Annotated in this window: 13 protein-coding genes; 9 read left to right on the top strand and 4 right to left on the bottom strand. The window is 72.7% G+C overall.

What is annotated here, in order from left to right:
- The first annotated feature begins 66 nt into the window (after positions 1–66).
- From ABZS58_RS23625 to ABZS58_RS23615, 3 genes are all read left to right on the top strand, one after another.
- A complete protein-coding gene (locus tag ABZS58_RS23625) occupies positions 67–1,323 on the top strand; it encodes an amino acid permease (protein ID WP_354784783.1) in 1,257 nt (418 codons plus the stop codon).
- Positions 1,324–1,354: 31 nt separating this feature from the next.
- Positions 1,355–1,687 carry a YciI family protein gene (locus ABZS58_RS23620; protein WP_354784781.1) on the top strand — a complete coding sequence of 111 codons (333 nt, stop codon included), beginning with the start codon at positions 1,355–1,357 and terminating at the stop codon, positions 1,685–1,687.
- Positions 1,688–1,755: 68 nt separating this feature from the next.
- Entirely contained in the window at positions 1,756–2,925 is a 1,170-nt protein-coding gene (locus ABZS58_RS23615; protein WP_354784843.1) for a DUF6596 domain-containing protein, read from the top strand.
- 540 nt (positions 2,926–3,465) lie between these two features.
- Here ABZS58_RS23615 and ABZS58_RS23610 read toward each other — a convergent pair.
- Together ABZS58_RS23610 and ABZS58_RS23605 are read right to left on the bottom strand one after the other, a co-directional pair.
- Complete coding sequence (locus tag ABZS58_RS23610; RefSeq protein WP_354784779.1) at positions 3,466–3,639, bottom strand: hypothetical protein; 174 nt, start codon at positions 3,637–3,639, stop codon at positions 3,466–3,468.
- A 116-nt stretch (positions 3,640–3,755) separates the two neighbouring features.
- Positions 3,756–4,127 carry a nuclear transport factor 2 family protein gene (locus ABZS58_RS23605; RefSeq protein WP_354784777.1) on the bottom strand — a complete coding sequence of 124 codons (372 nt, stop codon included), beginning with the start codon at positions 4,125–4,127 and terminating at the stop codon, positions 3,756–3,758.
- Between the two features lie 162 nt (positions 4,128–4,289).
- Here ABZS58_RS23605 and ABZS58_RS23600 point away from each other — a divergent pair, with 162 nt between their 5' ends.
- The 6 genes from ABZS58_RS23600 to ABZS58_RS23575 all read left to right on the top strand — a co-directional run bounded on the left by ABZS58_RS23600 (position 4,290) and on the right by ABZS58_RS23575 (position 11,169).
- Entirely contained in the window at positions 4,290–5,420 is a 1,131-nt protein-coding gene (locus ABZS58_RS23600; protein ID WP_354784775.1) for an ROK family protein, read from the top strand.
- A gap of 400 nt (positions 5,421–5,820) precedes the next feature.
- Positions 5,821–6,909, top strand: coding sequence for a sugar ABC transporter substrate-binding protein (locus ABZS58_RS23595; protein ID WP_354784773.1), 1,089 nt, complete (start codon positions 5,821–5,823; stop codon positions 6,907–6,909).
- Positions 6,906–8,420, top strand: coding sequence for a sugar ABC transporter ATP-binding protein (locus ABZS58_RS23590; protein ID WP_354784771.1), 1,515 nt, complete (start codon positions 6,906–6,908; stop codon positions 8,418–8,420). The genes ABZS58_RS23595 and ABZS58_RS23590 overlap by 4 nt, the downstream gene beginning before the upstream one ends.
- Positions 8,413–9,354: an ABC transporter permease gene (locus tag ABZS58_RS23585; protein ID WP_354784769.1), complete on the top strand. Its 942-nt coding sequence runs from the start codon at positions 8,413–8,415 to the stop codon at positions 9,352–9,354. Before ABZS58_RS23590 ends, ABZS58_RS23585 begins: the two co-directional genes overlap by 8 nt.
- Entirely contained in the window at positions 9,351–10,319 is a 969-nt protein-coding gene (locus ABZS58_RS23580; protein ID WP_354784767.1) for an ABC transporter permease, read from the top strand. The genes ABZS58_RS23585 and ABZS58_RS23580 overlap by 4 nt, the downstream gene beginning before the upstream one ends.
- Positions 10,312–11,169, top strand: coding sequence for an SMP-30/gluconolactonase/LRE family protein (locus ABZS58_RS23575; protein WP_354784766.1), 858 nt, complete (start codon positions 10,312–10,314; stop codon positions 11,167–11,169). Before ABZS58_RS23580 ends, ABZS58_RS23575 begins: the two co-directional genes overlap by 8 nt.
- A 112-nt stretch (positions 11,170–11,281) precedes the next feature.
- On the opposite strand, the gene ABZS58_RS23570 is transcribed toward ABZS58_RS23575, so the two are convergent.
- Both ABZS58_RS23570 and ABZS58_RS23565 read right to left on the bottom strand, forming a co-directional pair.
- Positions 11,282–12,157, bottom strand: a complete 876-nt coding sequence (locus tag ABZS58_RS23570; RefSeq protein ID WP_354784764.1) for a SigB/SigF/SigG family RNA polymerase sigma factor — start codon at positions 12,155–12,157, stop codon at positions 11,282–11,284.
- A gap of 333 nt (positions 12,158–12,490) precedes the next feature.
- Positions 12,491–13,717, bottom strand: coding sequence for a HEAT repeat domain-containing protein (locus ABZS58_RS23565; protein ID WP_354784762.1), 1,227 nt, complete (start codon positions 13,715–13,717; stop codon positions 12,491–12,493).
- Positions 13,718–13,740 lie beyond the last annotated feature (23 nt).

Below are 13,740 nucleotides of genomic sequence, written 5' to 3'. Positions count from 1 at the left end.
GAATCTAACCCAGGATGGCATTCCTGCCACTCGCCCGGAGCGAAGACCAGGATGTCGAATAAGGGCATGTTGAACGTGCCCCAAGGGGCGGCCCTGTCCATCGGCGCGGTCCTCGGCACCGGCGTCATCGCGCTCCCGGCACTCGCCGCGCAGACCGCCGGGCCGGCGTCGCTCGTCGCCTGGGCCGCCCTGATCGTCCTGTCGGTGCCCCTCGCCTCGACGTTCGCGGCGCTCGGCGCCAGGTTCCCCGACTCGGGCGGCGTCGCCACGTACGCGCGCAAGGCGTTCGGCGACCGGGCCGCCGCGGTCGTCGGCTGGTGCTTCTACCTCGCCGTCCCGGTCGGGGCGCCGGCCGCGGCGCTGTTCGCCGGGGCGTACGTGGCGTCGGCGCTCGGCGGCGGCACCCGCACGGAGCTGCTGACCGCCGCCGCGCTGATGCTCACGGTGACGGCCGGCAACCTCGGGGGCGTGCGGGTGTCCGGCCGGCTCCAGCTGGGCCTCGCCCTGCTGCTCGTCACGCTGCTGCTGACGGCGACCGTGACCGCGCTCCCGCACGCCGACCCGGGGCACCTGCGGCCGTTCGCCCCGCACGGCTGGTGGGCGGTCGGTTCGGCGGCGGCGCTGCTCGTGTGGGGCTTCGCCGGGTGGGAGGCGGTGACGTCCCTGGCGGCCGACTTCCGGCGACCCGAGCGGGACCTTCCCCGCGCCACGGCGATCGCGCTGGTCGTCGTCGGGGTGCTGTACCTCGGGATCGCCGCCGCCAGCATCCTGGTGCTCGGTCCGGCGCCCGGCGACGCGCCGCTGGCCGAACTGCTCGCCCGCGGGGTCGGCGGCCAGGTCAGGGTCCTCACCGCCGGCGCCGCTGTGCTGCTGACGCTGGGCACCATGAACGCCTACTACGCGGGCGCCGCCAAGCTCGGTGCCGCGCTCGGCCGGGACGCGGCGCTGCCGGCGTGGTTCGGCCGGGGCAGCGGCGCCGGTGAGGTGCCCCGGCGCAGCCTCGCCGTGGTCGCCGGGCTCGGCGGGGTGTCGCTGCTGCTCGCCACGGTGACCGGCACCGGCACCCGCCCGCTGGTCCTGCTCACCAGTGGTGCGTTCGTCCTCGTGTACGTCCTGGGCGCCGCCGCCGCACTTCGCCTCCTGCCCCGGCGGACGCCGGTGTGGTGGTGTGCCGCGGTGTCCTTCGCCGCGTCGCTCGGCCTGCTCGCCCTCAGCGGCTGGTACCTGCTGGGCACCCTCGCGGTGGCCGGCTGCGCACTCGTGTACAAAAAATTCGCCCGGCCTGTCGATTCGAGCACGATGCCGATTGACGTAGGAGTGTAAGAGGACGTTTTCCCTTGAAGGAGACACCACCATGGCGCAGTACCTGATCCTGATCTACGAGAACGAGGCCGACTACGAGGCCGCCGGCCCGGGCGTGTACCCGGAGGTCATGGAGGCCCACAACCGGTTCTCCGAGCAGGCCGGCGACCGGCTGCTCGGCGGCAACGCCCTGCAGGGGGTCGCGACGGCCACCTCCATCCGCGGCGACGTCGTCACCGACGGGCCGTTCGTGGAGACGAAGGAGGTCCTCGGCGGCTACTACGTCATCGAGGCGAAGGACCTCGACGAGGCCCTCGAAATCGCCAAGCTCTGCCCCGCCCGCTTCGGCGGCGTCGAGGTCCGCCCGGTGATGACGTTCGAGTAGCCGTCCTCATGGAGCCGGCCGCCGTCAGGGAAGCGGTCGCCGACGCGCACCGTCGCGAGTGGGCCAGAGTGCTCGCCGCGACGGTGCGCGTCACGCGCGACCTCGACCTCGCCGAGGAGTGCGTCCAGGACGCGTACGTCGCCGCCATGGACGGCTGGCTCCGCCAGGGAGTGCCGGCCAACCCCGCCGCGTGGCTGACCGTCGCGGCGCAGCGCCGCGCCCTCAACGCCCACAAGCGCGCCGCGACGCTGCGCTCGAAGCTGCCGCTCCTGGTCGTGCCCGATCCCGGTCCGGAGGAGCCGGACGAGATCCCCGACGACCGGCTGCGCCTGGTCTTCACGTGCTGCCACCCCGCACTCGCCCGCGAGGCGCAGCTCGCCCTCACGCTCCGCCTCGTCTGCGGCCTGACCACGGCGGAGATCGCCCACGCGTTCCTCGTCAGCGAGCCGACCATGGCCGCCCGGGTCACCCGCGCGAAGAAGAAGATCGCCGCGGCCGCCATCCCCTACCGTGTGCCACCCCTGGAGCAGCTCCCCGACCGCCTCGACGCCGTCCTCACCGTCGTGCACCTGGTCTTCACCACCGGCCACGCCGCCCCGGCCGGTCCCGGGCTGCTGCGCCCCGACCTCGTCGAGCGCGCCATCGACCTGGCCCGCACGCTGTGCGCCCTCATGCCCGACGAACGCGAGGCCCGCGGCCTGCTCGCCCTCATGCTCCTGCACGACGCCCGCCGCGCCACCCGCGTCGCCGCCGACGGCCGCCTGCTCCTTCTCGAGGAACAGGACCGCACCCGCTGGGACGCCACCCAGATCGCCGACGGCATCGCCCTGGTCCGCTCCGCCCTGCGCGGCGGCCGCCCGGGCCGCTTCGCCCTGCAGTCAGCGATCGCCGCCGTCCACACCGAGGCCGCGAGCTTCGCCGACACCGACTGGCAGCAGCTGCGCGGCCTGTACGACCTGCTGCTGCTCGCCTGGCCGTCCCCGGTCGTCGCGTTGAACCGCGCGGTGGTGGTCGCCATGTCCGACGGCCCTGACGCCGCGCTCGCCCTCGTCGACGCCCTCGCCGACGACCCGCGCCTGGCGTCGTACCACTACCTGCCGGCGACCCGCGCCGACCTGCTGCGCCGCCTGGACCGCCACGAGGAGTCCGCGGAGGCGTACCGGACGGCGATCGCCCTGTGCGACAACACCGTCGAACGCGCCTTCCTGCAGTCCCGCCTCGCCTCCTGCCTCACCTGACCCAGGTCACCTGAACCAGCCTCGTCAACGGCACCACGACCGTCGATCGCAGCCACACCTTCGCCATTCCAGCTCGACGTCGGACCCGCAGCTGCGCTCGGTCGGGACGCCTCGCGTCGATCCGTAACCACACCCGCCGGCGCCCAATTTCGGCCTTACGCGGCCGGTGCTTGATAGTCATGTCAAGCAAGTCGCTTGGGCCGTGTGAGTTCGATCTGCTGCGTGCGCAGCATGTGCGAGCGAGGCCGCCCTGCGTGCCGGGTCTCCCGTAGAGGCGAGGTAGTCGTAGTCGATCGCCTTGCGGGCGACGTGCAGCCACCATCGTCCCTGTTCGTGTCGGGATTCATCGCCGCTCGCGGCGCATTGGGGGTCCGGGGTGAGAATCCCCCGGCGGGACCCGCCGCGAAGCGGTGGGGCAGGAATACAGCATGGCTCCGGCGCCCGGTTGAGGGTCGGGCGCCGGAGCGTGGTGGCGGTGACCGCGCCGGGCGGCGGGAGGGGCCGTGGAAGCCCTGCGCCGCGGTGGCGGGTCCGCCGGTCTCAGCAGGGGATCAGTTCGCCCCGCCGGGCGCGGACGCGTGTGCCGTCCATCAGGGTGATCTCGACGCGGCCGTTGGCGTCGGTGTCGCCGAAGGCGTAGATCTCCTTGCCGTCGTGCGGGGCCAGTTCGGCGTGGTGCACGCCGTTCCGGTCCGGTCGCAGAACCCACTTCAATTCCGGCGATTTACCCATTTCGCCCACCCCCTTCGTCCGAGGCTAACGGCCGGGACTCCGGGCCGGTGCGGACCCGGGGCCCGGGGCACCCGTGTGGGTGAGCGGCACGGCACGACTCAGCGCAGGCCGCCGGGCCAGGCGAGGTACTCGCGGAAGGCGGTCACCCGGCCGGCGCGGAGCTCGAAGACCAGACAGAGGCGCTGGGTGAAGGGTTCCCCGCGCATGGTGCCGGTCACCTGGACCTCGAAGGCGACGCCCCGCTCCCCCGTGAGGGTCGAGTGGACGACCAGGTCCGCGCGGAGGTTGGCCGTCAGCCAGTCGAAGAAGCGGACGGCGTCGGCGGGGCCGTGGCGTACGCCGGCGAAACCCTCGACCGGGACATGGAAGGTCACGGCGGGGTCGAGCATGTCGATGAGGCGGGACCAGTCGCCGGTGGCGGCGCCGGCGATCCAGTGATGCATGGCGGCCGTTGCCGGGTGCGTTTCCATCGCAGCTCCAATGCGCGAGATTTTGCCTGAAACAGGCGGAAGTCTGGTCGGGGAAGCGCTCTACCGCAGTTCCTATTGACTGGACCATGGTGAATGCGAATACTCAAGGGCATGTCGCCGCTCGACTCGGGATCAGCGCAACGCAGTGCGAACCGCAGCCGTGTGATCCACGCGCTGCGGCAGCACGGTGCGATGAGCCGGGCCGCCCTGGCGGAGATCGGGTTGTCGCGGTCGACGGTCGCCAGCGTCGTCGGGGAGCTCATCGAGGCCGGCGCGGCCGTCGAGGTCGCCGAGAGCGGCACCAAGATCAGGGCCGGGCGGCCGCCGACCCTGATCGGGCTCAAGGGCGGGCTCGGCGTCGCCGTCGGCGTCGAGATCGGCAACGGGATCGTGCGGATCGCCGTCTGTGACGTGGCGCAGGAGCTGCTGCGGCGCGACGCGGTCCAGGTCGACGAGCAGACCTCGCCGCAGGACACCCTGCTGCTGGTCGACCGGCTGATCGACGGTCTGCTCGAGCAGACCGGGTTCCGGCGCGACGAGGTGATCGGGGTCGGCATCGCCATGCCGGGGCCGATCCAGCGGCGGACCGGGCTGACCGGGCGCGCGTGCACGCTCAAACCGTGGGTGGGTCTCGACCCGCGGCTGCTCGCCGAGCACGTGCTCGGGCTGCCGGTGCACGCCGGCAACGACGCCAACCTCGCCGCCCTCGCCGAGATGACCTGGGGCGCGGCGCGGGGGCTGCGGGACTACGCCTACATCTACACCGCCACCGGCATCGGCGCGGGGTTCGTCATGGACGGGCGCCTGTATGTCGGGGCCAACGGCACGGCCGGCGAGATCGGCCACACGACCATCGACGAGGACGGCCTGGTGTGCGCGTGCGGCGGCCGGGGGTGCCTGAACACCCTGGCCAACCCGGACGCGATCACCGACCAGCTGTGGCAGAGCCACGGGCGGCGGCCGTCGATCGGCGAGGTGATCGCCCTCGCGCACGAGGGCGATGCCGGGTGCCGCCGCGTCCTCGCCGACGCGGGCCGGCACATCGGGGTCGCCATGGCCAACATGTACAACCTGCTCGATCCCGAGCTGATCGTGCTCGGGGGCAGTCTCGCGCCGGCCGGTGACATCCTCATCGAGCCGCTGCGCCAGTCGATGATGCGCCGCGCGATCCACGCCGGGGAGGCCGTCCCCGATGTCGTCGCCGGCGAGATCGGGATCGACGAGGTCGTCGTCGTGGGAGCGGCCGCCGCCGTGCTCCGCGACGCCACCAGGTTTCCGCTCCCAGTCCGCTGAGCCGTCCGCTCACGCAGCCGCGAACCGTCCGCCCACGCGGCCGCGAAACCGTCCGTTGACACAGCCGCGAACCTGAAAAGCTCGCCGGCCGGCCCTCCCAACCCGTCGGCCGGCCGGTGCACCGAAAAGCACCGAACAAGGCACCGAACAAAAAGCACCGAACCAAGCGCCGAGCGAACACCGTGAAAGCGCCGAACCGAGCGCCGGGCAAGACCCGGAAAACCCGGAAAGACCCGGAAAGAGGAAACGGCCAGAGCGACAAACGGCTCTGGCCGCCCCGCCGCACGCCAATGCAGCAAACGCAACAACCGGCCAACGGATTGCCGTCCACGGCCGATCGCAGCACAAACAACCGGCCATGGATTGCCGTCCACGGCCGATCGTCGAAGGTGGAGCAACCATGATTCTACCGCGTTCCGTGAAGGCCCTCCTGGCGCTCGCCCTGCTGTTCCCGGCGGCCGCCGCATGCAGTACCGCCGCCGAAAGCCCCAAATCGGGCACCGGAAAGATCAAGATCGCGTTGTCGAACTCGTTCATCGGCAACGGCTGGCGCGTGGAGATGGAGAACGTGTTCAAGGCGGCCTGCGCGATGCCGCCGTACAAGGACCAGGTCGACTGCAGCGTGTTCAACGCCGGCAACGACGTCGCCACCCAGACCCGCCAGATCTCGAACCTCATCGCGCAGGGTGTGGACGGGATCGTCATCAACGCCGCGTCGACCAGCGGCCTCAACGGCGTCGTCCAGCAGGCCTGCGACCGCAACATCGTCGTCGTGTCGTTCGACAACACCGTGGACAACACGTGCGGCCTGACGGTCAACACCGACCAGGTGAAGTTCGGTGAGCAGCTCGCCCGGTTCGTCGTCGACCAGCTCAAGGGTCAGGGCAACGTCGTCATGGTCACCGGCGTGGCCGGCACCGGCGCGGACAACGACCGCAACGCCGGCGCGAAGAAGGTGTTCGACGCCAACCCGGGCATCAAGGTCGTCGCCACGTACAGCGGCATGTGGGACTCGGCGACCGCGCAGCGGCAGACGTCGGCGCAGCTGCCGAGCCTGCCGAAGGTCGACGGCGTGTGGGTGTCCGGCGGCACCGACGGCGTGATCAAGGCGTTCATCGAGGCGAACAAGCCCGTCCCCGTCGTCGGCGGCGAGGCGGAGAACGGCTTCCGCAAGTACCTGGCCGGGGTGTCGACGCCGAAGGTGAACGGCATGTCGATCGGGCAGCCGCCGTTCCTGTCGGTGATCTCCCTGGAGCTGGCCCGGGCCGTCATCAAGGGCGAGCACCCGAAGACGAGCGTGACGATCCCGTTCCCGATGGTCACGTCGGAGACGGTGAAGGTCGGCGAGACCGTGTTCCCGGACCTGCCGGACAGCTTCTTCGCCGACTTCACCGACTCCGGGCCCGACGCGACCGTGGTCCTGTGCCAGGAGGCGGCCACCGACGGCACGCCCTGCCCGGGCAAGACCCTCGCGGTGAAGCTCGGATGACCGAGGCAAACAGCGAGGTGCGCGCCGAGGCAAACAGCGAGGTGCGCGCCGGGGCAAACAGCGAGGTGCGCGCCGAGGTGCACACCGAGGCGCACGCCGTCCTCGCCGAAGGAGTGGACCGCTCCTTCGGCGGGGTGCGGGCGCTGCGGGACGCGTCGTTCGCGGCGCGTCCCGGCGAGATCCACGCCCTCGCCGGCGAGAACGGCGCCGGCAAGAGCACGATGATCAAGGTGCTGTGCGGGCTCGTCAAACCGGACAGGGGCACGGTCGTCGTGAAGGGACGGCTGGCGACGGCGTTCCAGGAGCTGTCGCTGCTGCCGGACCTCACGATCGCGGAGAACCTGCTGCTGCGGGACCCGCCCAGGGGAAGGCTGGGTCTGGTCTCGCGGCGTCGGCTGGTACCGGCGGCGAAAACCGTCCTGGAGACCCACGGCATCGACGACCTCGACCCACGGACCGTGACCCGGGACCTGTCGGTGGCGCACCGGCAGGTGGTCGAGCTGGTCCGGGTCCTCGCCACCCGGCCGGAGGTGCTGATCCTCGACGAGCCGACGGCGGCGCTGCAGGAGCAGCAGGTGGCCTGGCTGGCCGCGCACATGCGGCGGCTGCGGGAGGAGGGCTGCTGCGTGGTGTTCACCTCGCACCGGTGGCGGGAGATCGAGGCCCTCGCCGACCGGGTCACCGTGTTCCGCAACGGCACCCACGTCACCACCAGGGAGCGGCTCGCCGAGGCGGAGGCGGTGACCCTGATGAGCGGCCGCACCCTGGAGGCCACCTATCCCCCGCTCACCCCGCCGCAGGACGCCGTCGCCCTGCGGGCGCGGGTCGGCGAGGTCGAGCTGAAGATCCGTCGCGGCGAGATCCTCGGCATCGGCGGCCTCGCCGGGCAGGGCCAGCGCGAGCTGTTCCTGCGGCTCTTCACCGGCCGGCAGAACGTCACCGTCGGCGGTGTGGAGTCCACCATCAGGAAGCCGAAGGACGCGATCCGGGCCGGGATCGGCATCGCGTACGTGCCGGAGGACCGCAAGGCCGAGGGGCTGCTGCTGCCGATGTCGGTGCGGGACAACCTCGCCCTGGCGACCCTGGAGCGGCGGTCCGTCGCCGGGTTCGTGCGCCGCGCCGCCGAGCGCGCGGCGGTGCGGGACATCATGGACCGGCTCGCGGTGCGGGCGGCGTCGAGCCGGCATCCCGTCGGGACGCTGTCCGGCGGCAACCAGCAGAAGGTGCTGATGGGCCGCTGGCTGCTCAGCGGCGCCGAGGTGCTGCTGCTGTTCGACGTGACGCGGGGCGTCGACGCCGCGACCAAGCACGACTTCTACGCCCTCGTCGCCGGGCTCGCCGCGCAGGGCCGGGCGGTCCTGCTGTACAGCAGCGAGACCGAGGAGATCGCGCACCTGTGCCACCGCGTCCTGGTGATGCGGGAGGGGCGGGTGGCGGCCGAGCTGGACGGTCCCGTCGGCGACGCGGAGCTGATCGTCGCGGCGGCCGTGCGGGAGCGTGAACATGTCTGAGCTACGCGCCGCCACGCTCGGCTACGCGGTCCTCGCCGCCACCGCCGTCGCCTACCTCGTCGTGTACACCACCAACCTGGGGCATCTGCCGACCCCGTTCGACTACCTGTCGCTGCTCAACACGTCGCTGCCGCTGGTGTTCGTCGCGATCGGGCAGAGCCTGGTCGTGCTGACCGGCGGCATCGACCTGTCCGTCGGCGGCATGGTCGGCCTCGGTGTCGCGATCGTCGCCGCCGGGTCGACGGGCGGCGCGGCCGTCACCGCCGGCTGGATGCTCGCCGCCGTCGCCGCCGGGGCGCTCTGCGGCGCGGTCAACGGCCTCATCGTGGCGAAGGGGCGCATCGCGCCGATCCTCACCACCCTCGCCACCCTGTCCGTCTACAGTGGACTGGCGTTGAAGGTGCTGCCGGTGCCGGGCGGGAAGATCTCCCCGGCGGTCCGGTCGGTGCTCACCGACCCGGACGTGCCCACGGGCCTGATCTGGCTCGGCGCGGCCGTCGCCGGGTGGCTGGTGCTGCGCCGCACCCGTTTCGGCATGCGGGTCTACGCCGTCGGCAGCGACGAGACGGCCGCCCGTGCCGTCGGGGTGCCGACGGCACGGGTGAAGGTCGGCGTGTACAGCCTGTCGGGGCTGTGCAGCGGCCTCGCGGCGGTGTTCTACGTGTCGACCACGACGTCCGGTGACCCCAACGCCGGGGACCCGTTCATCCTCACGTCGATCGCCGCGGTCGTCGTCGGCGGGATCGCGTTCGCCGGCGGGCGCGGCTCGGCGCTCGGCGCGGTCGCGGGGGCGTTCGCGTTGACGCTCGTCATCGACGTGCTGTTCTTCGCCGGGATCGACCCGCTGTACCAGTCGTTGTTCCAGGGCCTGTTCCTGGTCGTCGCGGTCCTGCTGGGCAGCCTGAGCACGCTCGTGCGCTGGAGGCGGTCATGAGGGCCGCCGTGAAGTCCCTTGTGGATGGACCGCACCGGCGGGTCCTGTACGCGTTCGCCGCCGCGGCCACCATCCTCCTGACGGGCGCGGTCATCCACCCGGGGTTCGGGTCGTGGACGAGCCTGCGCACGATGCTGGTCCTGGCGAGCTTCATCGGCTTCGTCGGCGCCGGGCAGATGCTCGTCGTCCTCGTCGGCGGCATCGACCTGTCGATGCCGTGGGTGCTCAACGGCGCCGCGATCGTCCTCACCACCAGCAGCCTCGGCCAGTCCGGCCGGCTGCCCCTGGCGATCGTCCTCGCGCTCGGCACCGGCGCCGCCGTCGGGCTCTGCAACGGGCTCGGCGTCGCCTGGCTCGGCGTGCCCGCGGTCGTCATGACGCTGGGCATGAACGGTGTCCTGCAAGGGTTGTCGCTCGGCCTGTCGAAGGGGCTCACCTGCGGCTCGTGCGCGTCGTACGCCCCCGAACCACTCCGCCGGCTCGTCGTGGGCCGGATCTTCGGCGTGCCGTCGGAGCTGCTGCTGTGGGCGGGCGTGGCGCTGTTCGTGACGGTGCTGCTGACCCTGACGACGTTCGGCCGGCGGGTGTACGCGGTGGGCAACAACCCGCGCGCCGCGTTCCTGGCCGGGGTCGGGGTGCGGCCGGTCACGGTCGCGTTGTACGTGCTCAGCGGCGTGTTCGCGGCCCTCGCCGGCATCACCCTCGTCGCCTACGGCGGGCAGCCATCGCTGGGGCTCGGCGACCCGTACCTGTTCGAGTCGATCGCGGCGGTCGTCGTCGGCGGCGTGTCCATCCTCGGCGGCCGGGGCCACTACGCCGGTGTCGTCGCCGGGTCCGTCACGCTCGTCGCGATCGTGACCCTGCTGCAGGCGGAGCGGGTGCCGGAGTACGGTCGCGACGTCATCTACGGTCTGGTGATCCTCGCCATCCTCTTCACCTACGGCAGGGAGCGCGCCGATGATTGAGACACTCTCCGACATCCCGTGCGAGCTGGGCGAGAGCACGCTGTGGGACGAGGCGACGGGCCGGCTGCACTGGGTCGACATCGACCGGGACCTGCTGTTCACCCTCGACTGGGCGACCCGCGACGTGGCGACGATGCGGCTGCCGTCCACAGTGGGCAGTGTCGGCCTGCGCGCCGGCGGCGGCCTCGTCGCGGCGTTGCGGCACAGTCTCGCGTTCGTCGACCCGGTCACGCGGGAGGTCGAGGTGGTCGCGGAGGTGGAGGCCGACGTCCCGGGCAACCGGTGCAACGACGGCGCGGTCGACCCGGCGGGCCGGTTCTGGTTCGGCACGATGGACGAGGCGGAGTCGGGCGCGAACGGCGCGTTCTACTGCCTGCGCGGGGACCGGACCGTCACGAAGGCGTTCGGCGGCATCATCGTGTCCAACGGCCCGGCGTGGAGTCCCGACGGGCGCACCATGTACCACGTCGACTCGGCCCGCAGCAGGATCACCGCGTACGAGTTCGACCCCGCGACGGGCACGGTCGGCGCGGGCCGGTTGTTCGCGTCCGACGAGGACGAGGCATGGTTCCCCGACGGCGTCACGGTCGACGCCGAGGGCTTCGTGTGGAACTGCAAGTGGGACGGCGGCCGGATCGTGCGGTACTCCCCCGACGGCGCCGTCGACCGGGTCGTGGAGCTGCCGGTGCCGCGGCCGACCCGGTGCGCGTTCGCCGGCCCGGACCTGGCGCTGCTCGCCGTGACCAGCGCCCGCCGGGGCCGGGGCGCGGCGGCGCCGCGATCGGGGCACCTGCTGCTGCTCGACCCCGACGCCCGCGGGCTGCCGGCGGCCCGTTTCCGGGCGCTGTAGACGGGAGGCCGCGGCACGGCAGTGCGGCGGCCACCGGGCCGGTCGCGCCCCGGCAGGAGCGCACCCGGTCCGGTGACCGCCGCATACCGCCGGCGGTGGAGGTGCCGGGCGATCAGTCCCGGGTCAGCGACGCGCGCAGGGTGCGCAGCGCGCCGGCGAGGAGCCGGGACACGTGCATCTGGGAGATGCCGAGCTCCGCCGCGATCTGCGACTGGGTCAGGTTGCCGTGGAAGCGCATCGCGATGATCTTCTGCTCGCGGGCCGGGAGCTTCGCGAGGAGCGGGCGCAGCGCCTCACGGTTCTCGACGTTGGCCATGTCGGGGTCGTCGCCGCCGAGCAGGTCGCCGAGGCCGGTGGCACCGCCGCCGTCGCCGCCGTCGCCGACCGGCGCGTCCAGGGACAGCGCCCGGTACGCCTGGCCGCAGTCCAGACCCTCGATCACGTCCTCCTCGCTCGCCCCGAGCTTCTTCGCGAGGTCCGCGACGGTCGGCGAGCGGCCCAGGTCCTGGGCGAGGTCACCGGAGACCTTGGAGATCTCCAGGCGCAGCTCCTGCAGGCGGCGCGGGACGCGGACGTCCCAGCCCTTGTCGCGGAAGTGCCGCTTGAGCTCGCCGACGATCATCGGGATCGCGTAGCTGGTGAACGCGGCGCCGCGGGTCGGGTCGAACCCGTCGACGGACTTGATGAGGCCGAGGTTCGCGACCTGCACGAGGTCGTCGAACTGCTCACCGCGGTTGCGGAAGCGGCGGGCCAGGTATTCGGCCAGGGGGATGTACAGCTCGATGAGGCGGGCCCGGACGCGGTCGCGGTCGGCACCGGCGGGAAGGTCGCCGAGCAGGGACAGCAGGGCCTTGGCCTGGGCGTCCGTCTCCCGGGTGCGGTGCGTGCCGGCGGCCGGCGCGGGCGCGGCGGGGACCTCGGGCGCGGGGACGGTGATGCTGTCGGTGGTGCCGGTGCTGGTGGCGTCGGTGTGCAGGTCAATGCTCACGGCAGGGTCAGCCTTTCGGTGCATGACCGGTCCGTCCGGGTGGGACGTCGTTTCAGGTGACGACGAGCGGGCATCCTGATGAAGAGGACGCACGAGGCTCAGGACCGGTCAGAAGGTCGCTCACAGCGCCCGTGTCTTGAGCGCCGGCGGTGAGACCGAGTGGACGTCACGCCCCGGGTAGACCGCCACTGTCTGGACGGGCCCGGTCGGTGACCTGCGGGTCGCGCTGCTTGCGGCAACGCTGAGCAGGTCGCCGGTGGTGACGACTTCCCCACCGTACAACAAATTGCCGCACGGCAACAGTTGGACCCTCTGGACGGGCGGGTCAGCCGGTCAGCGCTCTGCCAGGTGGTGCAGCTCCGCCGGATCGCCGGGCAGGCCGTACGCGCGCAGCAGCCCCGTCACGTTGCCGGACCTGCGCCCGCCGAGCTGCCATGCGGCGGGCGCCGCGGCCAGGACACCGGCGAGGCGGCGCTGCGACGGGTCGAGCGACGCGCCCGCCGGCCGTGGCCCGCCGGGAAACACCGCCCGCAGCGCGGTGCCGAGGACCGGGAGCGTCTCGACGCCGGTGACGGTCCCGAGCCTGGTGAGGAGCGCGTCGAGGGCCGCGGCGGCGTACGCGTCGCCGAGCGACGGCAGGGACAGGGCCGCGTAACCGGCGAGGTCACCGTCGAGGAACGGGACCCCGGGCCGGGCGGTGGTCGCGCCGCCCGCCCAGCGCAGCAGCTCCGCCGCCGCCCCCTCGCCCGCTTCGGCGCCCCGGACCCGGGCCAGGGCGGTCGCCGCCGCCCAGCGGATCTCCGGCTTGGTGTCCCGCAGCGCCGCCGGTGCCGCGGTGCCGAGCAGCCCGAGCGAGACGAGCGCCGTCGCGGCGACGGACCTGGACGGGTCGGCCGCTGCAGCGGTCAGCGCGGCGACGTTGCCGGTCCCGTCCTCCGGGAACCAGCCGAGCGTGAACGCGGCGGCGGCACGCACGGTCGCGTCCCCGTCCGACAGGAGGCTCCGCAGTACCGGCTGACCCACACGAACCGCGTCATAGGCGGCGACATCGACATATGCCGCCATCGCCTCCTGCTGGGCGCCGTCCAGGCGCTCCCAGTAGCCGAGGCGGCTCTCCCCCGCTTCGTTCTCGTCCTCGTTCTCGTCCTCGTCCTCGTCCTCGTCGTCGTCCTCGTCCTCGTCCTCGTCCGAGGGCGGCGGCGCGGCGCGGAGCAGGTCGGCGCCGCCGACGGCCGCGGCGCGGAACTCGGCGATCGGGAACCCACCGGGCAGCCACGACTCGTGCAGCCCCACGGCGACCGACGCGACGAGCCCGGCGATCGCGGCGCGGTCCGGGGTCGCCGGGTCCTGCAGGAGCTCCAGGAGGAACGGCACCGCCGGCGCGCTCGCCTCGTAGCGGGTCCCCTGGTGGCAGATGCCGCCGTACAGCCCCGACAGGGCGCGGCGCCGGTGGCCGGCGTCGCCGTCGAGGAGGCCACGCAGGTGCCCGGGCACGTCGGCGGCGGGACCGTACGCGTGCTCCAGCGATGCCCAGTCGACGTCGTCGAGTCCGTCCAGCATGCGCCGCAACCTATCCTATTAAG

Origin of the sequence: Dactylosporangium sp. NPDC005555 (genome assembly GCF_040605635.1) — a bacterium.
Classification (GTDB): Bacteria; Actinomycetota; Actinomycetes; order Mycobacteriales; family Micromonosporaceae; genus Dactylosporangium.
This window is presented reverse-complemented; position numbering and strand designations above follow the sequence as displayed.

Excerpts from the sequence above, each read along its gene's own strand:
- ABZS58_RS23625 (WP_354784783.1), top strand. The coding sequence starts at position 67 with ATGTTGAACGTGCCCCAAGGGGCGGCCCTGTCCATCGGCGCGGTCCTC.
- ABZS58_RS23620 (WP_354784781.1), top strand. The coding sequence starts at position 1,355 with ATGGCGCAGTACCTGATCCTGATCTACGAGAACGAGGCCGACTACGAG.
- ABZS58_RS23605 (WP_354784777.1), bottom strand. The coding sequence starts at position 4,127 with ATGGAAACGCACCCGGCAACGGCCGCCATGCATCACTGGATCGCCGGC.
- ABZS58_RS23595 (WP_354784773.1), top strand. The coding sequence starts at position 5,821 with ATGATTCTACCGCGTTCCGTGAAGGCCCTCCTGGCGCTCGCCCTGCTG.
- ABZS58_RS23590 (WP_354784771.1), top strand. The coding sequence starts at position 6,906 with ATGACCGAGGCAAACAGCGAGGTGCGCGCCGAGGCAAACAGCGAGGTG.
- ABZS58_RS23585 (WP_354784769.1), top strand. The coding sequence starts at position 8,413 with ATGTCTGAGCTACGCGCCGCCACGCTCGGCTACGCGGTCCTCGCCGCC.
- ABZS58_RS23580 (WP_354784767.1), top strand. The coding sequence starts at position 9,351 with ATGAGGGCCGCCGTGAAGTCCCTTGTGGATGGACCGCACCGGCGGGTC.
- ABZS58_RS23575 (WP_354784766.1), top strand. The coding sequence starts at position 10,312 with ATGATTGAGACACTCTCCGACATCCCGTGCGAGCTGGGCGAGAGCACG.
- ABZS58_RS23565 (WP_354784762.1), bottom strand. The coding sequence starts at position 13,717 with ATGCTGGACGGACTCGACGACGTCGACTGGGCATCGCTGGAGCACGCG.